The following is a 25,887-nucleotide window of genomic DNA, read 5'->3' on the forward strand; positions in this document are numbered from 1 at the left end:
GCTAGCGTTCCTGTCGCCCCTTCGTCTGCCTGTAATCCGAAGCCATCAGCTCGACGAAGCGCTCGAGCCAGGCCTGGGTCTGCTCGTCGGTCTGCTCGCGGGGCTCGATCATCGGAACGAGTTCGAACCCACGACCGCGGACGGTCGTCGCGTGATCGGCCTCGAGGTCGAGCTCCTCGACGGGCGTCGTCGTGTACTCGACGCCGATCTCCGAGAGCGCGCGCTCGCCGACGGGGACGATAATTTCGGGGTTGATCATCCGGATCTCGGCGTTGAGGTAGGGTTCGCAGTTGCCGATCTCCTCGTCGGTCGGCTTCCGATCGGGATCGCGACACCGGGTGAGGTTCGTCAGGTAGACGTTCTCGAGTTCGGGTCGGTCGTCGGGCGAGGTCGAATCACAGAGCGCCAGCCGCTCGAGGAGTCGGCGCAGGGAGGTTCCCTCGTCCTCATCTTCCGACTCACCTTCGGCGAGAAACGGCACCCCGACCTCGTCGGCCCTGGCGGTCGGCCGCTCGCCGACGAACAGGAAGTCGGCTCCCACGTCACCGTAGCCGTGGACGACCTGGGTGCGGGTCTCACAGAGCGCCGGACAGTTCCGGCAGTCCTCGTCCATGCCGTACGGGTTCACGCGGGTTCGCTGATTCGCGTCCACAGTTGGGTCTCGGTGCAGGGAACCAAAAGCGACGCGCCCAACGCCGGCGAGAGCGGGCTACCGATCGAGCCCGCCACGCTCGGTGACCTCGAGGATGAACTTCACGTTACGGACGATCTCCTCGGGCGAGGTGTCCTCGTGCTCGTCGTAGAGGTCGCTGGTCCGGTAGAGGATATTCGCGAGCTGTTTGCGCTCGCTCGAGTCGCCGCGGATCTCGTCGGCGGTCTCTCGGAGCGCGGCGACCCGTTCGGGGTCGGGCTCGAACTCGGTATCGTCGGGGTCGGTCATTGCTCCGAGACGCGGGTTCCCGTCCCGCTCGGCTGCGAGGCGCCGCGTCGGTGAACGATCCCCGTGTTGTTCGCGACGTTTTCGGTGATCGTTCGGAACGCGTCTCCGGTTTCACCGTCGTCGGAGACGACGGTCGGCTTTCCGCCGTCGCCGCCCTCTCGGACGGTCGGATCGAGCGGGATCGAACCCAAAAAGGGCATGCTGTGGGTCTCGGCGAACTCCTCGCCCCCGCCCGAGCCGAAGATGTCGTGCTCGCCGCCGCAGTCGGGGCAGGCGAACGTCGACATGTTCTCGACGATGCCGAGAACGACGGTGTCGTGTTTGGCGAACATCTCGAGGCCCTTCCGGGCGTCGTCGAGCGCGACGTCCTGTGGGGTCGTGACGATCACGGCGCCCGTGACGGGCATCGTCTGAAGCATCGTCAGCTGCGTGTCGCCGGTGCCTGGCGGCAGGTCGATGATCAGGTAATCCAGGTTCCCCCACTCGACGTCCTCGGTGAGCTGGGTGATGACCTTGTGGACCATCGGCCCCCGCCAGATGACGGGGTCGTCCTCGCCGGTGAGAAAGGCCATGCTCATCAGCTTCACGCCGTACTTCTCGGGCGGGACGAGGGTCTCGTCCTCGGTGGCCATCGGGGGCTCGTCGGCGTCGAACATTCGCGGGACGTTCGGTCCGTAGACGTCGGCGTCGAACAGTCCGACCTGGGCACCCAGCTGGGAGAGTCCGGCCGCGAGGTTCGTCGCGACGGTCGACTTCCCGACCCCACCTTTTCCGGAGGCGACGGCGATGACGTTTTTCACTCCCGGAAGTACCTGTTCGTCGCCTCCGCTATCTCGGTCGGGAATGCTCGCCGAGAGGTTCGGTTCCAGCCCCTCCTCGAGGAGGAGCTCCCGGATCTCGCCGGCGATGTCGGTCTCGGTCGGGGAGTAGGGTGCCCCGAGCGCGAGATCGATGTCGACCTCGTCACCCTCGACCGAGAGCTCGTTGACGAGCCCGAGCGAGACGATATCCTCGCCCAGTTCCGGATCCTCGACCGTCCGAAGGCGGTCGCGAACGGCGTCTTCGTTCATGCTCGAAGGGTGTGGCCCGCCGTCGAAAAGGGTTGTGTTCGGGTACCGATCCTCGAGGGAAGCGGTGAGCTCGGGCTACCTCCCGACCGATTCCAGCCGCTGTGCTGTCGGGAGACTCCAGTCGTAGGTCACTGCGACCAGCCGAGTTACAAGCGTCACTCCCGCACACGCCGCGGCAGCGGTTCCCGCGGTCCCCCCGAGGGTTCCGACGAGCCAGTAGGCGCATCCGCCCAGAACCGCACAGCTCGCGTAGAAGTCCTCGAGAAGGATGAACGGCGATCGATCGAGGAGGATATCGGCGACCGCACCACCCCCTGCCGCGTTGATCGTCGCGATCGCGACGACGCCGAACGCCGAGACGCCGGTCTCCGTCGCGACGATCGCTCCGGTCGTGGCGAAGGCCGCGAGTCCGATCGCGTCCGAGACGAGCGTGATCGGATGATCGTCCGGCGAGCGCAACACGACGCTCAGGCCGATCGCCAGACTCACACCGAGCAGTCCGAGCGCGATCTCGACCGGCGACTGCAGCGCCAACGGGACGCGGGCCACGAAGATATCCCGCGTCACGCCGCCGGCAAAGGCCATCGCCAGTCCGACGACGGCGATCCCGAACAGGTCGAACCGCTCCCGGATCGCCTTGCTCGACCCGACGAGTGCGAACGCGACCAGCCCGATCGTGTTCATGACGGCGAACGGGTCGCCGAACAACACCGCAACGAGATCCTGCGTCACTGCCCGCGGCTACGAGCAAAGGCGCCTTGAACGCTACGTATACGAGAATTGTTGCGGTTTCGCTCGGGGACTCGAACGTGGTTACCGGCGATCGGCTCGACTCTCGCGGTGTCCGTGTTGCAGGGAGATGCCTACGTACCGCTTTTCGCCTCGGAATTTCTCACTGCGTTCGGACCGCGGGACGTGAGGCTTAACCGCCGTCCGCGACTACCGATTCGTATGTCGACCGTTACGCTCATCGGCTCCCGCCTGGCCGAGCCGGGGACCGAGTTCGTCTACCACGGCGAGGCCGACGGCTGTGCGGGCTGTCCGTACCGCAGCCAGTGTCTCAACCTCTCGCCAGACACGAAGTACCGCGTCACCTCGGTCCGCGAGAACGCCCAGACCCTCGAGTGTGCCATGCACGACGGCGGCGTTCGCGCAGTCGAGGTCGAACCGGTCCCCGTGCGGGCGAACATTCCCACGAAGGGCGCCTTCGCCGGCAGCAAGGCGAGCCTCCAGGGTCCCTGTCCGTACGTCGAGTGTCCGAGCCACGAGTACTGCGAGCCCGACGGCGTCGAGTTCGACGAGGAGTACCGCATCCGGAAGATCATCGGCGATCCGCCACACGACGTCTGTCATCTGGATCGTTCGCTCCAGCTGGTCGAACTCGAAGCGAACGACTGAGCGCTGGGTCCGGGTCGGTGCGCTGATAGGACAGACACCCGAACGGTTCTTCGAAGACGGTGACGACGAACTCGAGACGCATCCGGCGGGCGTAGACGGGTCGTCGAACGACGAGTGGAACGTGGCCGTCGAACTGGCCTGGCTGTACTACCGGGAGGCGGCGGCGTTCGCCGACGCGACCCGGCGACGCTGGCGCTCGTGACGGAGTGGTCGCCGCCGGAGAATCGGTCCCGTCGCTATCCGTCGACCTCGAGCGCCTCACTCTCGAGCCAGCTGTCGGCCCAGCAGGCGATCTCCTCGAAGACCGGTTCGAGGGACTCCCCCTTCTCGGTGAGGCTGTAGTAGGTCGCGATCGGGGCGTCCTCCTCGAGACGGCGCTCAACGAATCCCATCTCCCCGAGATCGTCGAGCACCCGCGAGAGGGTGCGGGCGTTGGCGCCCGTCTCTCGTTTGAGCTCGTTGAATCGGTGTTCTCCCTCGAGCAGCGTGTGAAGGACAGCGAGTCGCCACTGGGAGCCGATCTGTTCGATCGATTCGACGACCGGACAGGCCTCCTCCTGGCGCTCGGCGGAGTCCTGCGATTGCGGGGTTGCCATTATCCGGCTGTAGGACAGCCCGCCGTATAGCAGTTCGGATCCGAACCAGCTAACCAAAAGACACCTCGACACGACGCTACGGCGTCCCGACGCCGTCCTCGAGCAGTGACTCGATGCGCTCGAGGGCGCGCAGACAGACCGGTGCGTAGCCCGCCCCGCCCAGCGGGAGTTCGAAGACGACCCGACAGCGGTCCGCGGCGAGTTCGTCGACTCGGTGGCCGGTCGCGGAGATTCGAGCCACGCGCCACGTCCATCGCCGGTCCGCGCAGTCGACTACTTTGAACGGCAGCCAGACACCGGGGAGCCGTACCCGCCCCGTCGTTCCCGCTCGAACGCGGGCGTCGGTCGCGTCGACCCCGCTGATCAGCGGCGACCACTCCGGCCACCGCCTGGTGTCGACGAGCAGTTCCCAGGCCGTCGCCGGCGGGACCGCGAGGACGTGAGAGGCCTCGAGCCGACGGCCGTCCGGCGTCGACGCAAACTGGAGCCGTGTCATACTCGGACGACGCGAGCCAGCGACAAGGACGTTCTGCCCGAGGAACCGTTCGCGGTCCGATTCGGCGACCCGTCGGCGGTGCCGTCGGGTTTCGACGCTGACAGTTATGACGATAGCGCCGAATCGTAAGCCAGTGCCATCCTCCACCACGCGCCGCGGTCTCCTCGCCGGCGCCCTCGCCGCTGGCGTCGGCGGACTCACGCTGACCGGCGCTCGAGAGCTGCTCGACCAGTTCGCGCCACTCTCGGGAACCGTCTGGGATGCGGCCGACAGGTCGCTCTCCGAGCGCGTTGCGAGCCCCTACGGCGAGGCGACCGTTCGCTACGACGAGTACGGAGTGCCGAGCATCGAGGCCGACGAGGAGCCCGCAGCCTACTTCGCCGTCGGCTACGTCCAGGCGTTCGACCGACTCGCCCAGCTCGACCTGCAGCGACGGGTCATGCGGGGACAGGTGTCGGAGCTGGCAGGCGAGGGGACCCTCGCAGACGACGAGTTCCACGTCGCGATGGACTTCGCCGGCACGGCCGAGGCGACCTGGGAGTACGTCGCCGAGACCCCCGCAGGCCCGCTCGTGGAGGCCTACGCCGACGGCGTCAACGCCACCATCGAAGGCGAACAGCTGCCGCTCGAGTTCGAGCTCCTGGGGTACGAACCCGAGCCCTGGACGCCGGTCGACTCGATGCTGATGGAAAAACAGATCTCGTGGGATCTGACCGGGAACTTCGGTGAGCTCCGCCGCGCGCTGATCGCCGACCGACTCGGCGAGGACGTCCTCGAGGCGCTGTTCCCCGAGCGGCTGGACCACGACGTGCCGATACTGCGGGAGTCGGTCGACGCCGAAACGCTCGAGGAGACCGAGGATGTCGGCTCGGTTTCGGGCGAGAACGCCATCGATCCGGCACTGACCGACTGGCTCTCGAGGTTCGAGTCCCCCACCGGCGTCGGCTCGAACAGCTGGGTCGTTTCCGGCGAGCACACCGAGAGCGGCCGACCGATCGTCGCCTACGACCCTCATCTCGCGCTGATGACGCCGCCGCTGTGGTACGAACAGCACGTCGAGACCCCCGGGACCTCCGTTCGGGGCGCGACCTTTCCGGGGGTACCGTTCGTCATCGCCGGCGCGAACGATCGGGGAACGTGGTCGTTCACGAACGTCGGCGCGGACGTCCTCGACTGTTACACCTACGAGATCGACGACGATGGCGAGCGCTACCGCTACGACGGAGAGTGGCGCGAGTTCGACCGCGAGAAGCGAGAGATCGCCGTCGCGGGCGGCGAGGATCGGACCCTCGAGGTCAGGAAAACGGTCCACGGGCCCGTCCTCGAGCGCGAGGGACGAACCGTCGGTGTCGCCTGGACCGGCCACACGGCGACGCGGACGACCGAGGCAATCTACGAGTACGAGCGCAGCGACGGCCTCGAGGACCTGCTCGAAGCCACCCGGAAGTTCGATCTGCCGACCCAGAACCTCGTCTACGCCGACGCGGACGGGCGAACGCTGTACTACGCCACCGGAAAACTGCCGATTCGGGAGGTCGACGGCGAGACGGTCTCGGGCAACCGGCTCTTCGACGGCTCCGCGGGCGAGGGCGAGTGGGAGGGGTTCGAGCCGTTCGGCGAGTCGTCCTGGGAGGGGTTCGTCCCCTTCGAGGAGAAACCCCACGCGATCGACCCGGACGTGCTCGCGACGGCCAACCAGCGGGTCGTCGACGATTCCGAGCACTACATCGGGGTCGACTACGCCACTCCCTACCGGGGCGCCCGGATCTACGACCGCCTCGACGACGCCGTCGAGTCCGGCGAGCCGACCGACCTCGAGTTCCACCGGGAGCTACAGAACGACGTCTACGACGGCCGGGCCGAACAGCTGGTGCCGGAGCTGCTCGAGGCGCTCGAGGAGCGAATCGAGAACGAGGACGAACCCGAAAGCGGGAGCGAGCTCGAGGACGCCCGCGAGACCCTCGCCGACTGGAACTACCGGATGGACGCCGACTCTCGCGGCGCGCTCCTTTTCGCCCGCTGGATGGACCGCTTTCGGCGACTGGTCGTCGAACCGAAGTTCGAGGAGGTCGACCTCGACCAGTCGTACTACCCCGACGACTGGGTGATCGCGACGCTTCCCGCCGACAGCCAGTTTTTCGAGGAGCGCTCGCGGGACGAGACGATGGTCGCCGCGCTCGAGGACGCCCTCGACGAGATCGACGACGCCGGATGGGTGCGCTACGGCGACTGGAACTCGACGCGGGTCATCGAACACCCCTTCGGCGCGGAGGCGCCGTTTCTGAACTATCCGGAACTGCCCGCGGACGGATCGCGGGCGACGGTGAAAAACTACCGCGTCGACTCGGCGGTCGGCGCGAGCTGGCGAATGGTCGTCGAGCCCGGGGGTGCGGCGACGGCGGTTCTGCCGGGCGGGAACTCGGGCGACTACTTCTCGGATCACTACGGCGACCAGCTCGAGGGCTGGCTCGCCAACGACCAGACGCCGATGGATCGAACGCTCGACGACGATGCCGAGCCCGACGTCGTCTTCGAGGAGGGATCGTCGTGACCGCGACCGATCGGAGCGACGGAGACGCGGGCGGCGACCGCGAGCGGACTATCGACGCCGCGCTCGAGCGAGTCCGAACCGAACCCCGTGCTCACTGGCTGGCCGTCCTCGTCGTCGTCCCGATCGGCCTCTTCCTCGCGTGGCTCCACTGGCTCGGGCTCGTCGTCGCCGGGGCGCTCGTGGGGTTCATCTCGCCGACCGTGTGGCACGGACTCGCCGGCGCCCTCGGGGTCGGCGTCCTCGTCCTCGCAGCGTTCGCGATCGGGCTCGGGGATTCGGCCTGGCGCGTCCTCGAGATGACGCCCGCCGTCTACGTCACGGTCGCGAGCGCGCTCGGGCTGCCCGCGCTGGGCGCGCTGTTCCGGGGCGTCGTCTGACCTCGACGAGTACGAGAGCCAGCGCGGGGACACGCGTCACAGATCAGGAAACGTCCCTTCGAGGTAACCGCTCGACGTGCATCTTTACGATCATCTGGTGAAGCGTTCCGAGCAACCCATAGACCGCGAGACAGGAGACGAAGGCGATCGTCCCCAGCTTCCCACCGGACCCGCCCAGGTACGGTTCGGTGAACGCTACGACGAGCCCGACCACGATACCCGCCAGCGCCATCCATCGTTCGTCCGGAATACGAGTGGAGTCGCTCATACCCGCAAACGAAGCCGCGTACACTGCCGCTGCCAGCAGGCCGCCGACCGCGGGATACAGCCACGGGAGCGCGACGCCGCCGAGCAGACCGACGACACCGGACGCTGATACCGGATCGAGTGGCGACCGATGATGCAGCGTGAAGGTGACCACCGCAGCGACGACGGAGAAACCCACGGCGAGGGCAACGGTATCGGAGGCCGGCAGCTGATCGCCGAGAAACGACGTCGGCGTTCCGAGGATTGTGAGGGCCGCTCCGACGAAGGCGGTAGTACCGAGTTTCCCGCCGACTCCGTGAAACACCGGTTGGGCCAGGAGGTAGACGGCGACCGCCAGTGCTGCCGCCACGAGACCCTGCCAGTAGGTCGGAAACACGATCGGCGACGTCATACCGACGAACGCCCCGCAGTAGGCCGGAACGGCGAGCGGCCGCCTCACGACGACCGCCAAGAGGCCGGTGACGCTCGCGGCAACCACCGGTGTGAGCCCACCTTCGACGACGAGCACGAAGGTCACGAAGCCACCGATCATAATCGCGCCTGCGATCCCGATCATCTCGGTCGGGTCGATCGGTTCGATCTCGGGCGCCGCTCGAACCGTTCGGAATTCGAACGCGATACCGCGGAGGGCGAGCAGCGCAAGCGACAGGAGAACGCTGCCGAGAGCGATGGATTCTGCCTCGAGGACGGCACCTCCCACCGCGAGCCCTACCAGGATCATCGCCGGAACTGCAAGGAGAAACAACCCGAGAAAGGCCAACCCCCACTGCGGGCGATCGGTCGTCGAGAGCGAAGAACGACGATTGGCTGCCATGCCGACCTGTTCTTTTCCTCGTTACAAAAACCCGGGTAGTGCACGATTACAGAGAGACAAAAGCGGGGCTGTACCGTCCACTGAGGCTAAGCCAATCGTTGCCCCTCACGACCGTTCCATCTCTCTCCCAGTAGCTGGCTTCGGATGGCTGGAACAGCGACGCACCTACTCTGCAGGCACATCAACGATACCTGGAACTGACGGCGGGCCAGCACGTCGTCGCTTGCCGATCCACGTACTGTTTTGCCGTCCCGTCGAGTACGGGCCGCCATGGAGTACACCACCCTCGGCTCGACCGGGATGGAGGTCAGCCGGCTCTGTCTGGGCTGTATGAGCTTCGGCTCGAGCGACTGGCGCGAGTGGGTCCTCGAAGAGGAAGAGAGCCACGAGATCATCGACCGCGCGATCGACCTCGGGATCAACTTCTTCGATACGGCGAACCTCTACTCGAAGGGCGAGTCCGAGCGGATCCTCGGGAACGCGCTCGAGGGACGGCGCGAGGAGGCCGTGGTCGCGACGAAGGGCTACTTTCAGATGCGCGAGGACGACCCGAACTCGGGCGGGCTCTCCCGGAAGGCGATCGAACAGGAGCTCGCGGCCAGTCGCGAGCGGCTGGGGATGGACACGATCGACCTCTACCAGATCCACCGCTGGGACGACGACACGCCGATCGAGACGACGATGCGCGCCCTCGACGACGCCGTCCGCCGGGGCCACGCTCGCTACGTCGGCGCCTCCTCGATGTGGACCCACCAGTTCGCCGACGCCCTCCACACCAGCAACCGGCTGGGACTCGAGCGCTTCGCGACGATGCAGAACCACTACAACCTCGTGTATCGGGAGGAAGAACGCGAGATGCTGCCGTTCTGCGAGCAGGAGGACGTCGGCGTGATGCCGTGGTCGCCCCTCGCCCGGGGCTACCTCACGCGTCCCCACGAGGAGATCGACGCGACGACACGCGGCGAGACGGAAGAGCACATGTACGACCACCCCTACCGCGAGGGCGGCGGCCAGGAAATCAACGAGCGCGTCGCCGAGGTGGCGGCCGAGAAGGGCGCCACGATGGCCCAGATCGCGCTCGCGTGGCTGCTCCACAAGGAGTGGGTTGACGCGCCGATCATCGGCACCACGAGCGTCGAACACTTAGAGCAGGCCGTCGAGGCCCTCGAGATCTCGCTGTCGTCCTCGGATATCGCCTACCTCGAGGAGCCCTACGAGCCGGTGCCGGTGTCGGGACACAGTTGAGCGGGGCCGGTAGTAGCACGTTTTTCAGCCCGAGTCAACGGTGAAACTCGCGTTCCGTACGGGTGAAGCACGTATTGTTCTGAGCGGAGGATCAGTATGGGATCTATTCTTACTGCGAATCGACTTCTTCGTAGTACTCGATAATCTCCTTCAAGCACCATTGGTTGAGTCCTTGTGATGCGAGTGTGAAAACCAACGTTGAGACAGGCTTGCGTTTGTACGCCGCGTAGAGGCCATAGATCCCGATTGGGATACTTACGGTGTTTAGGATCTGTGGATAGCCGAGACCAATGAGGCGGTGCCCGTCGTTAGTCCAGCGTTCTTCAGCACGTACGACTTTGTACATCCAGTCATCCAACTCTTCACTTGGTTCACGGAATAACACCGGATTGACGAGTAAGAACAGGAGAGTGAGCCCCAATAACGTCCATTGCCGATGGTAGAGTGCGCCCACGGCCACGAACCCCGCTGCCATTCGACTCCACCCGCTCTTCGGGTTGGAGTGTCTGGCCCACATATTCTCTATCGCCGTCGACTCTTCGAGCATATCGACTCTCTCGGAAGTGAGAGCTCCACTATCATATTAACATTCCGCCATAGCGTTCAATAAGCCCATCTACGTACCGGTTGGTTCGCTGGAATAGGAAGGAGAGCAACTCTACAAGAACGATTCTATGACACGCTCTCGTGTTGGTATCTACTACCTCCTTCCATAGGATTTCCGGCACTTGAAGGAGGACTGTTTGGTCTAATGGCACTCAATACACCCATTATCTGAATCCGGGTTACGCGTCAAGCGCAAGAAGGGGACTTCACCTGCCTAATTCCTTTCAAGCAGACCAGTTTACGATTCGTTTCCACTGTTTGTACTTGTAACATAATAGAAGAACGCAAAGACACTACCCCACCAAAGCGCTCTGGATAAGAAGTACGCCAAAGTTGCATCTCTGCCGGGAGGCGCTACTTCTAACGATAACCCAATCGCAGGTACGATGATAAGTATCCCAACTAAAATCCCGACCGACTCCAGGAACGGCTCGATCTCCAAACTGCGGTCACCTATGAGAGACACACTCGTTGTCGTAGTCGATGGTTGCCCGTCTTGTCTGTTGGGCTGCCATTGGCTGACTGCCCAACTTCGCAGGAAGAAAATTACCAGTGCTGCTAAGAGAACTACGCCTGCTGCAAACACTTCAATCATTTACTTTGGCCTTGAATTTAAAGGTAATTAGTATTAGCACTATGTTATTATCGCTTCGTCTTTATCCGGTTTGGAAGGGACCCACACTCAACAGAGCGACTATCGGAACCATTCGATAAGACTAATCGAACCGGGATACGACCACGCTGACCCGGACGCCGCTTTCTGTGTGGCAACGACAGCAAATCCAAATGTAGCGAAAACCGCGACCACCACCGCGAGTAGCAAGGGGATGCCAATGAAGGTAAATACTGTATCGAGGGGTGACGGTACCGCCAACAGTTCAGTCGGCTCACCGTTGATTGTTACTTCGTCGGCACCAAGGAAGCCTGTCACGAACGCAGTAACCGCCAGGATAATAACGGTGATATGCCAATTAATCGCATTTCGGGCGTTCTCTCGCGTAAATTCGTGGTCTGAGATGGCATACATAATAGCGGGGCCGACGAAACTGGTGAAAAGCGCCAATACGTGGACGAAAATCCCACCCAAAGAACGATTCTCGGATTGATCGGAGCTAGACTGTATTGGTGTGGTGGACATTACATTTCAATAACCAGTCTCGTTCTATGTATTTTTTCTTGCTCAGTTCGCTTCTACAGGTAACGAACCGGCCAACTCAGAATCAACAGCGGACCGAACAGCGAAACCGTGTCACTGACCACTGCTACCCGCTTGAGATACCGACATCGGGGTACACCCTATAAACTGGTCCGCGATCGTAATGCGCACTCGACCGCACGACGGCTGTGCGATCGGTGTGCAAACAGTTTCAGTTGTTACTACAGCCGGTGCTCAACAAGGACCTGTGCGACGAGGATCGAGTCTCGAGAAAATGCCTCCCTGCTATATCTTTACCTTGTAGCCAGAACTACTTAAAGAACGAACGGTGTGGACTACGACCCGACTATTTGATCCCGAACCCTCGTCTCCGAACTCGCGAGTTGCTGGTCGGAGTACTGACGAGCACCGAAATTCGAGAAAACGACTTCCTACTATATCTCTACCTTGTAGCCAGAAGCACTTAAAGGAAAATCTCAACGCCGAACGGTCTGAGAACCCGTTCAGCTCATGAACAGCCGGCGTCCGGCCCGTTCGTGGCGCATCCCCATGATCTCGGCCAGCGGGGCGAACGAGGTCATCGCGGCGACGTCGTCGTCGACGTGGCGCTCGCAGACGGCTTCGATCACGGGCTCGAGATCGGCGAGCACCGTCTGGATCTCCGTGTGGCCGAACCGACCGAGGCGCTGGGCCGCCCCGAGCAACCCCGTGACGAACGAGTAGGCGTGAGTCAGACAGGCCTCGAGTCGCGGGAGGCCCCGATCGGCGGCGACGACGCCGAAGACGACCGGGTAGTGCCCCGGCGTCTCGTCGCGGTCGACGGCGTCGGCGACTGCCGTGGCGAACCCCTCGCGATCCGCGTCGGCCTCGTCGTCCGGTTCTCCTCCCTCGAGTTCGCCAGCGAGCAACACCTCACAGAGCTTCGCGCCCGCTTTCGTCGAACTCTCGCGGAACTCGCGGGGCATCGTCACGGCGTGCAGGCGTTCGTCGACGGCGAGCAGCCGATCGAGGTCGCCGGCCCGCGCCGCGGCGTGGGCGTTCGCCAGCGCGACGGTCTCGCAGGGGCCGACGACCCGCCGGAGGTAGGCCGCGAGTAGTGCTCGAAGATCGTCGCCGTCCTCGATGCGATCCTCGTTTATGTACTGCTCGAGGCCGTAGGAAGCCGTGTAGCCGCCGACGGGGAGAAACGAGTCCCCGAGTCGCAGGGCGGTCAGGAACGCTCCTGGCTCAGTTTCCATGGTCGTGGTCGTGCTTGTGATCCTGCCCGTGGCTGTGGTCGTCGTGGTCGTGATCGTGCCGATGACTGTGATCGCCGTCGTGTTCGTGACTGTGACCGTGAGCGCGATCGCCGTGGGAGTGGGAAAGCTCGTGATCGTCGTGGCCGTGTTCGTGATCGCCACCGTGGCCCTCCTCGCCGTCTCGCCGATCCGTAACGAACAGATCCGCCTCGACGGTTGTTCCCTCGAGCTCGGCACCGGGGACGACGCCGTCGACGACTCGTTCGACGATGTGGCGGTCGGCCGCGAGCGGGACGTAGACCACGCCATCCTCGACGGCGAGGTCCCAGTGCTGATTGCCGACGCGGTGGCCGAGTTCGACCGCGGCCTCGAGTGCGTCGGGAGTCGCGTCGGGCAGCGAGACAGCTATCGCCTCGAGGGGTTCGAAGGCGACGACGATCATCCGCTCCTCGTCGTCGAGCAGGACGTCGCCCGACGAGACGGCCGGTCGATCGAGGACGACCCCGACCTCGGTTCCTCGATCGGTCGTCGCCCGGAACCGGGATCGGCGCCGATTCTCGGCTTTCAGTACAACTCGCTCGAGCGTGCCGGCAGCCTCGTGGGCCTCGAAGCGGGCGGCGAGGTCGTCGTTGGCGTGGACGTTGCCGACGACGCCGTCGATGCGCTTCATCAGTACCGCCGGTCGGCCGGGACGCCGACCCCCAGGGAGTGTTCTCTCACTTCGTCCCAGGCCGCGCGAACGGCTGCCGTGACGTCGGCCTCCCGACGGCCGAGGACGCGGACGATCCCGCCGACCTCGCAGGGTAACGTCGAAACGCCCGCGTGGGTTCCCTCGGACTCCGCGAGCCGGTCGTCGATCGCCTCGACGAGGTCGGGGAGGTCATCGAGCCAGGGCACGAACGCGTACAGCGAGCCGACGACACCGTACTCGCCGACGCTGGCCGGGTCCTGCGGATCGCGCTCTGCGGGTCGCAGGTCGACGGCGTCGGCACAGACGAGTCGTCCCTCACACTCGGCCTCGACGCGAGCGTGATAGTGGTCGAACGCGAACGGCTCGTGGTCGCTCAGGCCGTCGGGGACGAGCACGTCGGCGACGACGACCGTCGCCTCCCTATCGAGTTCGATCGAGACGGTCTGGAGACAGCGCGCGTCCTCGTTGACGATCGTCGCGCCGGGGACGTACTCGAGGTGACTGCCCGCCTCGGCCCGCAGCGTCGCCTCGAGGTGGGCGTAGTTCGCCCGCATGCTGTGGACCTTCGTCGCGCTCTGGGTCGTTACGTGCGCGCGCGCTCCCGCTCGGGCCTCGGCGACCAGTCGGTGGCGGTCGCCCTGGGCGACGCCGCCGGTCGGCTCCTGGGTGACCAGCGTCGTGAGTCCGGGTGCGGGATCGGTGTCGAGCGTGCCCGTCAGGTGGTACGGCACCTTCACGCGGTCGTGGACGAGCCGGGTCGGGTGCTCGCCCGTGCGAGCGAACGTCGCCTCGAGCAGCCCGTTCTTGCCGGGGCCGCCGGCCGGTGCCTGTGCGAGCGACTCGTCGGCGTACGCTTCGAACGCCGGCGGGATCACCACTGCTGGGTCGGTTCCGCGGGCGGCGCTCACGCGAACAGCACCTCTCGGTCGACGTGGGAGATGACCTCCCCGACGCCCGAGCCGTCCTTGCAGTTGGTGAAGACGAACGGGTCGTCGCCGCGGACCTCGGTCGTATCGCGCTCGATAACGTCCAGGTCGGCGTCGACGTGCGGCGCGAGGTCGGTCTTGTTGATCACCAGTAGATCCGCCTGCGTGACGCCGGGACCTCGTTTCCGGGGGATGTCCTCGCCCTCGGCGACCGAGATGACGAACAGGAAGTAGTCCGCGAGTTCGGGGTTGAACGTCGCGGCCAGATTGTCGCCGCCGCTCTCGACGATAACGACGTCGAGATCGGGGTGGCGCTCGGTAAACTCGTCGATCGCCGCGAGGTTCATCGAGGGGTCCTCGCGGATGCCCGTATGAGGACAGGCACCGGTTTCGACCCCCTCGACGAGATCCGCGGGAACGAGATCGGCGAACGATTCGCGGAAGACGTCGGCGTCCTCCTGGGTCATGATGTCGTTGGCGATGACGCCGACCTCGTTGCCGTCCTCGACCAGTGCCGGGACCAGTCGACGAACCAGCGCGGTCTTTCCGGAGCCGACGGGGCCGCCGATGCCGACCTTGGCGACGTCGCGGTAGCCCATCAGTCGTCACCCTCCGTAGGTTCCGGACCGCCACCGGTTTGATCCGTCTCAGGATCGCCGGTGTGCTCGTCGACACCCTCCAAATCGAGCGCCGCACCGGGATCCGGATCGACCGTCTCGAGCTGCTCGCGCGTATCGGCCCGGATCGGATCGTGGACGGTGACGAGCTTCGTTCCGTCGGGGAAGACCGGTTCGACCTGGATCATACCCACGAGCTCGGGGACGCCGTCCATGACGTCGTCGCGGGTGAGCAGCTGGGTCGCCTCCGAACGGATTCGTGAGACCGATTTCCCCTCGCGGGCGGCCTCGCAACACCAATCGGAGACGTACGCCACCGTCTCAGGGTGGTTGAGTTTCACGCCGCGGTCCTTCCGCCGGCGGGCGAGTTCGGCGGCCATGAACACCGTCAGCCGCTCCATCTCCTTCGGCGAGAGCATCATCGGCCGCTCACCTCGGGGACGGAGACGGGTCTGGTGTCGGGCACTCGGCTCGGCAACATTGTCGCAGTCGTGTGTAGGTGGCTCATCGGAATCACAGGAGGTATCGCTGGGCGAGGGGAAGTTCGTCGGCGGGGTCGCAGGTGACGTGCTCGCCGTCGACGGCCACTTCGAAGGTCTGTGCGTCGATCTCGATATCGTCCGGACAGTGGTCGTTGTGCAGCATGTCGGACTTGCCGACCGATCGAGTGTCTCGAACCGGCCGGACCGGCGTCTTCAGGTCGTAGGCGTCGCCGACCTCGTTCTCGTAGGCAGCGTTGCTCACGAACGAGATCGTGAGACCCTGTTTTGCCCGTCCCTGTGCGCCGGCGCGCTCGCGACCGAGGATCGGCTCGCAGGTCATCAGCGAGCCGTTGGCCTCGCCCATCTGGGACCAGACGGGGAACCCGCCCTTGATGACGGCCTTCGGCTTGACGCCGAAGAACGCGGGGTCCCACAGCGCGATATCTGCGAGCTTGCCCGGCTCGAGCGAGCCGACGTAGTCGTCGATCCCCGACGTGATCGCGGGGTTGATCGTGTACTTCGCGACGTAGCGCTCGATGCGGGCGTTGTCCGCGTCGGTTCCCTCGTCGGCCTCGAGCGGGCCGCGCTGGGCCTTCATCTTGTGGGCCGTCTGCCAGGTGCGGGAGACGAGTTCGGCCATCCGTCCCATCGCCTGCGAGTCCGTCGTCATCATCGAGATGGCGCCCGTATCGTGGAGGACGTCCTCCGCGGCGATCGTCTCCGCGCGGATGCGCGATTCGGCGAAGGCGACGTCCTCGGGGACGTCCGGGTTGAGGTGGTGACAGACCATCACCATGTCCAGGTGCTCGTCGAACGTGTTCTCCGTGTAGGGCATCGACGGGTTCGTCGACGAGGGGAGCATGTGCTCGAAGCCGATCAGCTCGAGGACGTCCGGCGCGTGGCCGCCGCCGGCGCCCTCGATGTGGAAGGTGTGGATCGTCCGGCCGTCGATGGCGTCGAACGTGTCCTCGACGAACCCCGACTCGTTCAGGGTGTCGGTGTGGATACAGACCTGCACGTCCATCTCGTCGGCGACGTCGAGGCAGGTATCGATCGCCGCGGGCGTCGAGCCCCAGTCCTCGTGGAGCTTCATCCCGCAGGCGCCCGCTTCGATCTGCTCGCGGAGGCCCTCCGGTTCGCTGGCGTTTCCCTTCCCGTAGAAGCCGACGTTGACCGGCCAGTCTTCCGCGGCCTGGAGGAATCGCGTGATACTCTCGGGCCCAGGGGTACAGGTCGTCGCGCCGCCGCCGAAGCCGCCGCCGAGCATCGTCGTGACCCCCGCACCCAGGGCGTGATCGACCAGCTGCGGGCTGTTGAAGTGGACGTGTGCGTCGATCGCGCCGGCCGTCGCGATCAGCCCGTCGGCGGGGATCGTGTCCGTGTTCGGGCCGATCACCATGTCGACACCGTCCATTGTGTCGGGGTTACCCGCCTTCCCGACGCCGACGATCCGCCCGTTCCGAACGCCGATATCGCCCTTACAGACGCCCAACACGGGGTCGACGATTACGACGTTCGTAAAGGCCCAGTCGAGGGCGCCTTCGGCCTGTGTCGTCCCCGACTGCATCCCCATCCCGTCGCGCATCGTCTTCCCGCCCCCGAAGACGGCTTCCTCGCCGGGCGTTCCGTAGTCGGTCTCGATCCTCGCCAGCAGGTTCGTATCGCCCAGCCGGACGCGATCGCCCTCGGTCGCGCCGAACAGGTCCGTGTACTCGCGCCGCGAGAGTTCGCGGCTCATGGCTCGTCGTCCCCCGCCGCCGAATCCTCCGCGTCGATCCCGAGGAATCCCCGTTCCCGAGCCCGCTCGAGCGCTCGCTCCCGGACGTCCTCGTCGTCGAGCGGGCCGTCGACCAGCCCGCTCATCCCACGGACGATCCGGTCGCCGCCGACCGCGACGAGTTCGACCTCCCGCTGTTGGCCCGGTTCGAATCGAACCGCCGTTCCGGCCGGCACGTTCAGCCGGAACCCGTACGACCGTTCCCGGTCGAACCGCAGTCGCGGGTTGACCTCGAAGAAGTGAAAGTGCGATCCGACCTGTACCGGTCGATCCCCGGTGTTCTCGGCCGTGACGGTCGTCGTCTCCTGTCCCTCATTGATTCGGACCGGGTCGTCGGCCGGCAGCAACTCGCCCGGGACGATCCCGCTCATCGATCGATCACCGCGACGACGTTCGATCCGTCGACGAGACACCGTTTCATCATGTGGCGCAGTAGCGAGACGATCGAAGTAAACCTCTGCCTGTTAGCCAATATTTGCCCACATATATACCCTTCCCAGGCCTAATCGGTCGGAATTTAACAGACAATCGCATCAAGCATGAACTTTACGAGATAAGTGGGCGTCCGTTTAAAACACCTGCACAAAAAAGTGATTACAGCAACCAGAGGTGGTAAATAGCTACCAACGAAGAAGGGTTGACAAATGAGCGCAACAAAAGCCAACGGATCCGACTATACGACCGGTGACTGATGATGGTTACTGACGACATTCGAGTGAAACGAAAGATTCAGCAACTGGGATCGTCGACGCTGGCAGTTACGCTCCCTGCAGGGTGGGCCAGGGCGAACGACGTCGAGAAAGGAGACGAGATGATCGTCCAGAGCGACGAAAGCGGCGGCTCGCTGCTGATCATTCCGGACGCTCCGGGGACCACAGGCGATGCAGTCTCCGTTGACGCCGACGAACTCGACGTCGATGCACTCGAGCGTACGATCCTCGCACAGTACGTCCTCGGTCGTTCGCTCGTTCGAATCGAGAGCGACACCGCCCTCGACACCGACACTCTCGAGACCGTCGCGGACATCGAGCGAGGGCTGATGGGACTCGGTATCGTCGAGCAGACGATCGATCGCGTCGAGATCCGCTGCTCGATCGCACCCGGCGACTTCGAGCTTCCCACACTGCTCGAGCGGCTCTGGCGGACCGAGGCGACCATGCGCGAACACGCCGTCACGGCGTTGCTCGACGGCGACGCCGACGCTGCACAGCGGACGATCCACCACGAGCGCCAGCTTGAAACCCTGTTTTACCTCTTTTTGCGGCTGATATTCACCACGTACCGCAACCCACGACTGAACGAGTCGGTCGGTCTCGACACCGGTTTTCCGCTGATCGGCTATCGATCGGTCGCACAGGACGTCGTCTTGATGGCCGAGTGCGCCCGCGAGATCGCGACGATGATCGTCGAGAGCGACTCGTCCCCACCGAACGACGAGACTACCGATCGGTTTCTATCGGTGTCAGCCGCTCTCGAGGGAGCAGCCGACGCCACCCGATCTGCTGTTTCCGCCCCGTCTCATAGAGCCGTCACCGACGCACGGAACGAGATGGACGAGCTCGCGACGGCCGTCGACGACGCACAGACCTACCTCGAAACCGAGCGGCCGGAGCCCCTGCTCGAACTCCAGCGCAGCCTCACCGCGCTCCGGTCGAGTGGCAACCACGCCGCAGACAGCCTCGACGTCGCCGGTCATCTCGCCGCGAGATCGGAGCCCGATGTCGTTAGTGACCCTGACGGCCGGTCGTAACCGACAGCGGAACTCTCTTCGAATGCCGACTATACTCCCATAGAGCCCAACATCAACAGACGCGCGTATTAGGATATATAATCAGTACGTATGTCCCTCAACCGTATGACCCCCCTCGACCGATCAGGGGGACTGTAGTACACATTCGAAGCAATCTTTTTCAACACGGTTTCACATCTACACTTGTCTCTCGAAACAGAGGACATTCGATCAACGCTTGACGACTAAGATCCACGAACTACGACAATGACAGACGAAAAATCTGGGCGCGAAATATATGGCGAATCGTACGACGAAGCGAACGAACCCATCTTTGCAGGGATACCTTCGTTTCTGAAGCTTCCGCAGGTCGACCGCGACCAACTGGCCGACGAAGACATCGACGTGGCGATCCTTGGGGCCCCGCTGGATACGGCCACTACGATCCGTCCGGGCACACGATACGGACCACGAGCCGTACGCGCTGCTTCGACGGTCCCCTCGCCACCGTACCGTCACTTCAATATAGAAACGGGTGTCGACCCGTTCGACAGCTACAACGTCGTCGATACGGGTGACGCAACGGTTTCACCCGGCGACACCAAGCGGAGTCAAAAAAACATCGAGGCCGCGGTCGCCGAAATCGCCGAGCAAGGCGCGACGCCGATCGTCATCGGCGGCGACCACTCGATCTCGTATCCGGATATCAAGGGTTGGGCGGAGGCCAACGGGTACGAAGATGTCGGATTGATTCACTTCGACTGTCACGCTGACACCGGTGATGACGGCCTCTGTGGGTTCGAGTACGACCACGGTGCCTGGGTCAAGCGGGTGTACGACGACGATCTCGTCGCGGGCGAAAACTACACGCTCATCGGCCCACGCGGCTTCTGGCCTGGTCCCGACACGTACGAAGAGATGCGCGACGCTGGGATGAAATGGTACACCGCGATGGAGGTCGCCGAGTTCGATCTCGAGGAGATCGTCGCCGACGCAGTTCGGCGTGCGACAGATGGCACCGACGCCGTCTGGGTCTCGTTCGACGTCGACGTAATGGAGCCGGCGTACTGTCCAGGGACCGGTGAGCCCGAACCCGGCGGACTGATCCCGCGCGAGGCCATCAAGATGGTCCGTGACACCGTCACTAGCCTCGATCCCGACCGGTTCGGCTTCGACGTCGTCGAAGTCGCTCCCCAGTATGACGTCAGCGACACCAACTCATATAACGGCGGCATCACCTCGGGCTTTGCCAACCGCCTGATCATCGAGGTCATGGCGAGCATGGCACTCGCAGCAGAGGGAAAGACCGTTGGGGACCCGATCAAGCCCAAGGAACCGCTTGGACCGCAGACTGACGCCGAGGCGCCGGCCGACGACTGATTGCAGTTCCACACCACCTGTTTTTCCGGCTGATCGACCCACACACCAATCATCCGATAGCCTCGGCTCGGTACCGACGGCGACACCACCGAGGGACCGCACATGACCGGCCGACCCTCGACCTGATCGATTGCTGGGCACTCACGGCGGTCTGTGTCTCCATCAGTCACTACAACATAGAGACCGATCGAGACGCTCCTCGACAGCCATCGATCTGAGACGCCCAGACCAAACCCGGACCTGCACTGATGGGAAGAACACGGAGAGCGCCGGTCCGAGCAACGGCTGCTCATGCCGAGGACGAGCGGAATCGATAACTTCGATGGCGGCAAAAACGCAACTGGCTCGAGGCCGATAAACGGTCATCACAATCCGGACAGCGTCGCAATCGAGGTCTCGACGCCGGTAGGTGCCGTGTCGGCGTTTTGGGACGCAGAAAGACGAACGTTCGATATGCGTTCTACCGTTGGGACGATTAGTCGTCGCCGAAGGTGAGCGCAGGCTGGCGTCCGAGATCCTCCGACGAAGCCGAATCCTGGCTGTCTTCGGTGACGAAAGATACTACGGTGAACGTCACGAGCGCGAGCAACAGACAAATGAACGTCGGATAGCCGTCGAAGGCGGCCGTAAACACGTCGTTCGGAACGTACAGCAGCGTGTTCTCGAGTCCGTACGTCTCCGGCATGAGGACAAACAGGCCAATACGGCTGGTTGCACCGACAGCGATCGCTGCGACCGCAGCGGTAGCGTTCGCCTTCGACCAATACATCCCGAGTACGTAGGGGACGACGACGCCAGCGAGACTGATGTCGAACGCGAGCACGAGGAGGAGGCCCGTCTCGGGGAGCCGGATTGCGAAGAAGGCGCCGATGATGGCGATCGGTACGGTAAGCGTCCGCGTGACGAGGAGCAATTTGTCCATATCGGTCGCCTCGACGTCGGACTCCTCGACACGGTAGCCGAGAACGTTGCGAGCGATCACCGACGAGGTCGCGAGGACCGCACCGTCACCGGTCGACAGCGACGCGCCGATGACGCCCGCGAGGACGAGAATCGCCAGACTGGTCGGCATCACGTCCTGCATAAGCGCGTAGAGAACGGGCGTATCACCGGGGTCGACGCCTGACTGTGCGAGGATGTCCGGCGCAGAGAGCGCGACGATCGAGAACGGGATCCCGATGAGAAGCGTTCCGCCCGCAGCTGCAAAGCAGGCTCGCTGAGCCGTTTTTGGCGATTCAGCGGACAGGACGCGTTCGTTGAAATCAAGTGCGACCAGGTTGCCGAACGCCAGCGCAACGATCTGCGCCCAGTTGATCACCGCGCCGGACTCCGGATCGGTGAGCTGGCTCGTCGCTGTCGGACCCATCCCGCTCGGAACCGTCAACCCGTAGTTGACGAGGATGTAGCCGAGCAGCGCTAGCGACCCGACGAGGGCGACGGCAGCCTGAATGATGTCGGTGTACGCGACCGCGAACAGCCCGCCAGTGAGCGTATACAGGAGGATAATCGCCCCGAGAATCACGATACCGGTCACGTAGCTCGTTCCAAGGAACGTCTCGAACAGAAAGCCCCCTGCGACCAGGTTGCCAGCCAGTAGGATCGTAAACGAAAGCGAGGTCACAAGCGACGCGAACAGCTCAACTGTTCGGTTGTACCGACGACGAAAGAAGTCTGGCAGTGTCAGCAGGTTCATCCGGTTGAGCGGCTTTGCAAAGAACAACCCACAAATGAGCAGACAGGCCGCAAGACCGACCGGCAGTGCTGCGCCCGCCCAGAACCCGAACTCCGCGGAGAGATCCGTGTTCCCGAGGGTGGCGTTCGCGTCGAGTGACTGTGCCATCAGCGTCGCCGCAACGATCGGCAACACGAGGCCGCGACCCGCGACGATGTAGTTCTCGCTGTCGCCGTCGACGTTTCGGGCCATGTACAGCCCGATCGAGATACATACCCCCAGAAAGAGACCGACACCGAGAACTATCAGTACGTCGGTCATCTGCCCACCTCTCCGAACTTGTTATTCGCTCGCCTGGTTCCCGTGCTGGTTGGTGCTGGGATCGCCGCCACACCCGTCGATCCGCGTTTCCGATCACGTCCTGCGAGTCGTTGGTTGGTAAGTCCCCGGTTTACGATCGAGACCATTTTCGACACAGCACTTCAGAATCAATAACCTACAAAAAGCTTTTTCAGTGTATTGTATGGTGAATTCGGCCCTGTACAACACAAATATTGTTCGGACATGCGCCCCTGTACCGTTCATAGACTGTGATCCTCTCCCCGTCCACACTAACACCTAATATATCCTCAAAAAGTGAATAACTGGCGGGTTAATAGCGGAATAAATAAACAACCCCGGAGTTGCCGATGGCCGGTCTCACTCCGCACCGAGCGCTTTCTCGAACGCCGGCAGGTTGAGTTCGCGCATCTGGCCGAGGTAGTCGCCGTAGCCCGCTTCGTCCCACTCCTCGATCGTGCTCTCCATCGGCGACACCATCAGGGTGTCCTCGACGCTGTCGGCCTCCTCGGCGATCGTCTCGGCTAAGCGGTCGCCGTCGAAATAGTCCCAGAGGACGTACTCGATCCCCTCGTCCTCGAGGAAAGCAACGGTGTCGGCGATCTCCTCGCTCGAGGGTTCGGCGTCGGGCGAGAGCCCGATCGGAGTCCGAATCTCGAAGCCGTAGCGCTCGCCGAGGTACTGAAACGAGTCGTGGCCGGCGAGCACGACGGCGTCGTGTTCGCGCTCCGAGAGGCGCTCGTCGTAGGCTTCGTGAATTTCCTCGAGTTCCTCGACGTAGGCCGCCGCGTTCTCCTCGTAGATCGCCTCGTTATCGGGATCGAGATGGGTGAGTCCGTCGCGGACGTTCTCGACGCCGCGCTGAGCGAGGACGGGGTCGGCGAAGAACTTGGCGTCGTACTCGCCGTGGCTGTGATCATGGCCGTGGCCGTCGTCGTCCGTACCATCGTGGCCGTGGTCGTCGTCCGCGTGATCGCCGTGGTCGTGGTGGTGCTCGCCGACCTCGGTCTTGAGCGCCGGCGCCTCGTAGACGACCTCGTCGTCTTCGCGCACCTCGAAGGTGAGTTCGGCGAAGCCGTCGTCGGTGCCTCGAAGGGTCATCAAATCGCTGTCGACGTCGTACTCGAGGAACGCGTCGACGTCGTCACCTTCGGCCCGAACGTCGAGGGAGTACTCGTCGCCGAGCGGGATCTCCTCGCCGTCGTCCTCCTCGACGAGTGTAGTCAGCGCCCGCCCCTCGTCGAGCGGGAGCGCCAACGGATCGTGGTGCCAGTGGCCGCCGTGGGCGTACGCGACCGTCTCGCCGTCCTCGAGCAGGGTGAACTCACTGACGCCAAGTTCTTCGACGCGGTCGTCCTCGCCGTGACCGTGGTCGTGGCCGTGGTCGTCGTCGTACTCGAGCAGGTCGATCCCCGCGAGTGCGTCGATCAGCGCGAGGTCGGACTCGTCCTCGAGTTCGGGGGCGGCGTCGTCGACCCAGTGCTGGAACCCCTCGGCGTCGAGGTAGACGAAGGCATCGGCTTCGGAGATTTCGGGAACGAGCGTCGACGGCGGCTCCCAGCCGTGGCCGTGTTCGCCGTCGGGGACGGCGTTCTCGACCGCCGTTTCGTCGCCGGCGACCGCGGCGGTGAACTCCGCGAGTGTAAAGAACGACGCGTACAGGTTGCTGTCCGGCGCGTCATCGTCGCCTGCCGGTTCGTCCAGACAGCCGGCGAGAGCGGCCGAACAGCACCCACCCACCGCACCTAACACGTCGCGTCGTCCGTAGTTCATCGATACCCTTGCTCGCCACCGGTTCCTCATAGATCCCTCGTCTCGGGTAATACTGCTCAAAACGGCCGTTGGGCTGAGTTTCGACGGCGATAGTCGTATTCGATGTCCGTCCAGAATTCGCCGAAGCCGGCGGCTCGAACGTCGGCAGCGTTCGGTACAGAGCTTCGTCTCGTCGAGGGCTCTCCCTGCTGCTCAGAGGAACTCGACGGAGATCCTGAATCCGGACGAGCCCGCGTCCAAAATTTGAGGGGCGTAGTCTGGTTGCTATTCAAAATAACGTCTGTTCAATATTATATCATCATTACCGACGACTACCCATCGGGGGAGACGTTGTACTGTTGGCAGGGAACGTTTTTATGTCAGTAGCGGAGTCCGACGAACAGAGATGATATCTGGACAAACGTCACCCGAATTTGGCCTTTTGGTTGACGGACCAGCATATTTGGCAAGCCGAGATACGTGTTCGGAGGTGTGTTCGTGACCGAACGGTCGCTTACCCGACGCTCGGTGCTCGCGGCCGGCTCGGCCGGTTCGCTGGCGGCCACCGCCGGCTGCGTCGGCGAGGGCGCCGTCCTCGGAATGGGAGACGGCGGCACGAACCCGACAGCGGCCGTTCTCGAGGACCGATCCGGAACGTTCGCGCTGACGGGCACGGCGAAGTACCGGACGACGCTGCTGGCGATCGAGGAGATCAACCGCGACGGGGGGTTCCTCGGCGAGGAGCTCGAGGTCTTCGCGCCCGATCCGCAGTCGGACAACATGCGCTACCAGGATCTCGCCCGCCACGCGATCTACCAGGAGGATGCCGACGTCCTGTGGGCGGGCTACTCGAGCGCGACCCGGGAAGCGATCCGGCCGCTGATCAACGAACACGAGCAGCTGTACTTCTACACGACCCAGTACGAGGGTGGGGTCTGCGACAAGACCGTCTTCCCGCTGGGTGCGACGGCCCGCCAGCAGCTCGGCGCCGTCGTCCCCCACATGATCGAGACGTACGGCGACGAGATCTACACGGTCGCCGCGGACTACAACTTCGGCCAGCTCTCGGGGGACTGGGTGAAGATCATCGCCGAGGAACACGGCGCCGAGGTCGTCGGCGAGGAGTACATCCCGCTCGAGGAATCTCAGTTCGGCTCGACGATCAACAACATCCAGTCGGCGGAGCCGGACTTCGTGATGTCGATGCTCGTCGGCCAGGATCACTCGGCGTTCTACGAACAGCGCCTGGCCAGCGGGCTCACCGACATCCCGGTCGGCACCTCGACGAACATGGCCCAGGAGCGCGAACACCTGCGGATCGACCCACCCGCCCTGGAGGACGTCTACGCCGGCGTCAACTACATGGAGGAGCTGCCGACCGACCGGAACGAGGTGTTCGTCGAGCGCTACTACGAGCGCTGGGACGACGCGGAGTACATCAACCAGGAAGCGCAGAACAACTACTTCTCGGTCTACCTCTACAAGGAGGCCGTCGAGCGCGCGGGGACGTTCGAGCAGTCGGCCGTGATCGAGGCCCTCGAGTCGGGCCTCGAGGTCGAGGCCCCGGAAGGCGAGATCAGACTCGACCCCGAGACACACCACGTAGAACACACCATGCGCGTCGCACACGCCGACGAGAATCACGACATCAGCTTCGACGAACCGCGGACGATCGAGCCGGTCTTCCTCCAGGAAGCCGGCTGCGATCTGACGAGCGAAGCGGAACAGACCCAGTACGAGCCAGAAGCGTTCTACGAGGAGGCCTGAG

General features: G+C 63.9%; 25 protein-coding genes. 7 read left to right on the forward strand and 18 right to left on the reverse strand.

What is annotated here, in order from left to right:
* Position 1: 1 nt before the first annotated feature.
* The 4 genes from QA600_RS09520 to QA600_RS09535 form a co-directional block, all read right to left on the reverse strand.
* Positions 2 to 652, reverse strand: a complete 651-nt coding sequence (locus QA600_RS09520) for a uracil-DNA glycosylase family protein (RefSeq protein ID WP_278291706.1) — start codon at positions 650 to 652, stop codon at positions 2 to 4.
* A 57-nt stretch (positions 653 to 709) separates the two neighbouring features.
* Positions 710 to 940 (reverse strand): hypothetical protein, encoded by a 231-nt coding sequence (locus QA600_RS09525; RefSeq protein ID WP_278291707.1) that lies wholly within the window; start codon positions 938 to 940, stop codon positions 710 to 712.
* Entirely contained in the window at positions 937 to 2,010 is a 1,074-nt protein-coding gene (locus QA600_RS09530) for an Mrp/NBP35 family ATP-binding protein (RefSeq protein ID WP_278291708.1), read from the reverse strand. The genes QA600_RS09525 and QA600_RS09530 overlap by 4 nt, the downstream gene beginning before the upstream one ends.
* 75 nt (positions 2,011 to 2,085) lie before the next feature.
* Positions 2,086 to 2,742 carry a TRIC cation channel family protein gene (locus QA600_RS09535; RefSeq protein ID WP_278291709.1) on the reverse strand — a complete coding sequence of 219 codons (657 nt, stop codon included), beginning with the start codon at positions 2,740 to 2,742 and terminating at the stop codon, positions 2,086 to 2,088.
* A gap of 219 nt (positions 2,743 to 2,961) precedes the next feature.
* Here QA600_RS09535 and QA600_RS09540 point away from each other — a divergent pair, with 219 nt between their 5' ends.
* Positions 2,962 to 3,408 (forward strand): UPF0179 family protein, encoded by a 447-nt coding sequence (locus tag QA600_RS09540; RefSeq protein WP_278291710.1) that lies wholly within the window; start codon positions 2,962 to 2,964, stop codon positions 3,406 to 3,408.
* 236 nt (positions 3,409 to 3,644) lie between these two features.
* Here the strand turns inward: QA600_RS09540 and QA600_RS09545 are convergent, their stop codons facing one another.
* Entirely contained in the window at positions 3,645 to 4,004 is a 360-nt protein-coding gene (locus QA600_RS09545) for a helix-turn-helix domain-containing protein (RefSeq protein ID WP_278291711.1), read from the reverse strand.
* A 76-nt stretch (positions 4,005 to 4,080) separates the two neighbouring features.
* Positions 4,081 to 4,500, reverse strand: a complete 420-nt coding sequence (locus QA600_RS09550; RefSeq protein WP_278291712.1) for an SRPBCC family protein — start codon at positions 4,498 to 4,500, stop codon at positions 4,081 to 4,083.
* A gap of 133 nt (positions 4,501 to 4,633) precedes the next feature.
* Here QA600_RS09550 and QA600_RS09555 point away from each other — a divergent pair, with 133 nt between their 5' ends.
* Both QA600_RS09555 and QA600_RS09560 read left to right on the forward strand, forming a co-directional pair.
* Positions 4,634 to 7,051 carry a penicillin acylase family protein gene (locus QA600_RS09555; protein ID WP_278291713.1) on the forward strand — a complete coding sequence of 806 codons (2,418 nt, stop codon included), beginning with the start codon at positions 4,634 to 4,636 and terminating at the stop codon, positions 7,049 to 7,051.
* Entirely contained in the window at positions 7,048 to 7,428 is a 381-nt protein-coding gene (locus QA600_RS09560; protein ID WP_278291714.1) for a hypothetical protein, read from the forward strand. The genes QA600_RS09555 and QA600_RS09560 overlap by 4 nt, the downstream gene beginning before the upstream one ends.
* A gap of 43 nt (positions 7,429 to 7,471) precedes the next feature.
* Here the strand turns inward: QA600_RS09560 and QA600_RS09565 are convergent, their stop codons facing one another.
* A complete protein-coding gene (locus QA600_RS09565) occupies positions 7,472 to 8,509 on the reverse strand; it encodes a hypothetical protein (RefSeq protein WP_278291715.1) in 1,038 nt (345 codons plus the stop codon).
* Positions 8,510 to 8,779: 270 nt separating this feature from the next.
* Here QA600_RS09565 and QA600_RS09570 point away from each other — a divergent pair, with 270 nt between their 5' ends.
* Positions 8,780 to 9,754, forward strand: coding sequence for an aldo/keto reductase (locus QA600_RS09570; RefSeq protein WP_278291716.1), 975 nt, complete (start codon positions 8,780 to 8,782; stop codon positions 9,752 to 9,754).
* Between the two features lie 109 nt (positions 9,755 to 9,863).
* Here the strand turns inward: QA600_RS09570 and QA600_RS09575 are convergent, their stop codons facing one another.
* The 9 genes from QA600_RS09575 to QA600_RS09615 form a co-directional block, all read right to left on the reverse strand.
* The gene (locus QA600_RS09575) at positions 9,864 to 10,301 is read right to left on the reverse strand and encodes a DUF6653 family protein (protein WP_345782015.1); all 438 of its coding nucleotides are present in this window, start codon (positions 10,299 to 10,301) and stop codon (positions 9,864 to 9,866) included.
* A gap of 753 nt (positions 10,302 to 11,054) precedes the next feature.
* Complete coding sequence (locus QA600_RS09580) at positions 11,055 to 11,498, reverse strand: DUF4870 domain-containing protein (RefSeq protein WP_278291718.1); 444 nt, start codon at positions 11,496 to 11,498, stop codon at positions 11,055 to 11,057.
* A 521-nt stretch (positions 11,499 to 12,019) separates the two neighbouring features.
* Positions 12,020 to 12,754: an urease accessory UreF family protein gene (locus QA600_RS09585; RefSeq protein WP_278291719.1), complete on the reverse strand. Its 735-nt coding sequence runs from the start codon at positions 12,752 to 12,754 to the stop codon at positions 12,020 to 12,022.
* On the reverse strand, positions 12,744 to 13,424 hold the full coding sequence (ureE, locus tag QA600_RS09590) for an urease accessory protein UreE (protein ID WP_278291720.1): 681 nt from the start codon (positions 13,422 to 13,424) through the stop codon (positions 12,744 to 12,746). The genes QA600_RS09585 and ureE overlap by 11 nt, the downstream gene beginning before the upstream one ends.
* Positions 13,424 to 14,353, reverse strand: coding sequence for an urease accessory protein UreD (locus tag QA600_RS09595; RefSeq protein ID WP_278291721.1), 930 nt, complete (start codon positions 14,351 to 14,353; stop codon positions 13,424 to 13,426). The genes ureE and QA600_RS09595 overlap by 1 nt, the downstream gene beginning before the upstream one ends.
* Positions 14,350 to 14,970: an urease accessory protein UreG gene (gene ureG, locus QA600_RS09600; RefSeq protein ID WP_278291722.1), complete on the reverse strand. Its 621-nt coding sequence runs from the start codon at positions 14,968 to 14,970 to the stop codon at positions 14,350 to 14,352. The genes QA600_RS09595 and ureG overlap by 4 nt, the downstream gene beginning before the upstream one ends.
* Positions 14,970 to 15,410 carry an urease subunit gamma gene (locus tag QA600_RS09605; RefSeq protein ID WP_005555671.1) on the reverse strand — a complete coding sequence of 147 codons (441 nt, stop codon included), beginning with the start codon at positions 15,408 to 15,410 and terminating at the stop codon, positions 14,970 to 14,972. Before QA600_RS09605 ends, ureG begins: the two co-directional genes overlap by 1 nt.
* Before the next feature lie 91 nt (positions 15,411 to 15,501).
* Positions 15,502 to 17,208 carry an urease subunit alpha gene (gene ureC, locus QA600_RS09610; RefSeq protein WP_278291723.1) on the reverse strand — a complete coding sequence of 569 codons (1,707 nt, stop codon included), beginning with the start codon at positions 17,206 to 17,208 and terminating at the stop codon, positions 15,502 to 15,504.
* Entirely contained in the window at positions 17,205 to 17,618 is a 414-nt protein-coding gene (locus QA600_RS09615) for an urease subunit beta (RefSeq protein WP_278291724.1), read from the reverse strand. Before QA600_RS09615 ends, ureC begins: the two co-directional genes overlap by 4 nt.
* A gap of 344 nt (positions 17,619 to 17,962) precedes the next feature.
* Here QA600_RS09615 and QA600_RS09620 point away from each other — a divergent pair, with 344 nt between their 5' ends.
* The gene (locus tag QA600_RS09620; protein ID WP_278291725.1) at positions 17,963 to 18,997 is read left to right on the forward strand and encodes a phosphate uptake regulator PhoU; all 1,035 of its coding nucleotides are present in this window, start codon (positions 17,963 to 17,965) and stop codon (positions 18,995 to 18,997) included.
* Between the two features lie 246 nt (positions 18,998 to 19,243).
* Positions 19,244 to 20,356, forward strand: a complete 1,113-nt coding sequence (locus QA600_RS09625; protein ID WP_278291726.1) for an agmatinase family protein — start codon at positions 19,244 to 19,246, stop codon at positions 20,354 to 20,356.
* Positions 20,357 to 20,831: 475 nt separating this feature from the next.
* On the opposite strand, the gene QA600_RS09630 is transcribed toward QA600_RS09625, so the two are convergent.
* Both QA600_RS09630 and QA600_RS09635 read right to left on the reverse strand, forming a co-directional pair.
* Entirely contained in the window at positions 20,832 to 22,349 is a 1,518-nt protein-coding gene (locus QA600_RS09630; RefSeq protein ID WP_278291727.1) for a sodium:solute symporter family protein, read from the reverse strand.
* A 378-nt stretch (positions 22,350 to 22,727) separates the two neighbouring features.
* Complete coding sequence (locus QA600_RS09635; protein WP_278291728.1) at positions 22,728 to 24,140, reverse strand: zinc ABC transporter substrate-binding protein; 1,413 nt, start codon at positions 24,138 to 24,140, stop codon at positions 22,728 to 22,730.
* Between the two features lie 477 nt (positions 24,141 to 24,617).
* On the opposite strand from QA600_RS09635, the gene QA600_RS09640 reads away from it, so the two are divergent.
* Positions 24,618 to 25,886, forward strand: a complete 1,269-nt coding sequence (locus QA600_RS09640; protein WP_278291729.1) for an urea ABC transporter substrate-binding protein — start codon at positions 24,618 to 24,620, stop codon at positions 25,884 to 25,886.
* Position 25,887: the final 1 nt, after the last annotated feature.

The sequence above is a fragment of the Natronococcus sp. A-GB1 genome (genome assembly GCF_029688845.1).
Taxonomy (GTDB): Archaea; Halobacteriota; Halobacteria; order Halobacteriales; family Natrialbaceae; genus Natronococcus.

Coding starts and splice junctions, on each gene's coding strand:
- QA600_RS09525 (WP_278291707.1), bottom strand. CDS start 940: ATGACCGACCCCGACGATACCGAGTTCGAGCCCGACCCCGAACGGGTC.
- QA600_RS09530 (WP_278291708.1), bottom strand. CDS start 2,010: ATGAACGAAGACGCCGTTCGCGACCGCCTTCGGACGGTCGAGGATCCG.
- QA600_RS09540 (WP_278291710.1), top strand. CDS start 2,962: ATGTCGACCGTTACGCTCATCGGCTCCCGCCTGGCCGAGCCGGGGACC.
- QA600_RS09545 (WP_278291711.1), bottom strand. CDS start 4,004: ATGGCAACCCCGCAATCGCAGGACTCCGCCGAGCGCCAGGAGGAGGCC.
- QA600_RS09550 (WP_278291712.1), bottom strand. CDS start 4,500: ATGACACGGCTCCAGTTTGCGTCGACGCCGGACGGCCGTCGGCTCGAG.
- QA600_RS09565 (WP_278291715.1), bottom strand. CDS start 8,509: ATGGCAGCCAATCGTCGTTCTTCGCTCTCGACGACCGATCGCCCGCAG.
- QA600_RS09570 (WP_278291716.1), top strand. CDS start 8,780: ATGGAGTACACCACCCTCGGCTCGACCGGGATGGAGGTCAGCCGGCTC.
- QA600_RS09575 (WP_345782015.1), bottom strand. CDS start 10,301: ATGCTCGAAGAGTCGACGGCGATAGAGAATATGTGGGCCAGACACTCC.
- QA600_RS09580 (WP_278291718.1), bottom strand. CDS start 11,498: ATGTCCACCACACCAATACAGTCTAGCTCCGATCAATCCGAGAATCGT.
- QA600_RS09585 (WP_278291719.1), bottom strand. CDS start 12,754: ATGGAAACTGAGCCAGGAGCGTTCCTGACCGCCCTGCGACTCGGGGAC.
- ureE (WP_278291720.1), bottom strand. CDS start 13,424: ATGAAGCGCATCGACGGCGTCGTCGGCAACGTCCACGCCAACGACGAC.
- ureG (WP_278291722.1), bottom strand. CDS start 14,970: ATGGGCTACCGCGACGTCGCCAAGGTCGGCATCGGCGGCCCCGTCGGC.
- QA600_RS09605 (WP_005555671.1), bottom strand. CDS start 15,410: ATGATGCTCTCGCCGAAGGAGATGGAGCGGCTGACGGTGTTCATGGCC.
- ureC (WP_278291723.1), bottom strand. CDS start 17,208: ATGAGCCGCGAACTCTCGCGGCGCGAGTACACGGACCTGTTCGGCGCG.
- QA600_RS09615 (WP_278291724.1), bottom strand. CDS start 17,618: ATGAGCGGGATCGTCCCGGGCGAGTTGCTGCCGGCCGACGACCCGGTC.
- QA600_RS09625 (WP_278291726.1), top strand. CDS start 19,244: ATGACAGACGAAAAATCTGGGCGCGAAATATATGGCGAATCGTACGAC.
- QA600_RS09630 (WP_278291727.1), bottom strand. CDS start 22,349: ATGACCGACGTACTGATAGTTCTCGGTGTCGGTCTCTTTCTGGGGGTA.
- QA600_RS09635 (WP_278291728.1), bottom strand. CDS start 24,140: ATGAACTACGGACGACGCGACGTGTTAGGTGCGGTGGGTGGGTGCTGT.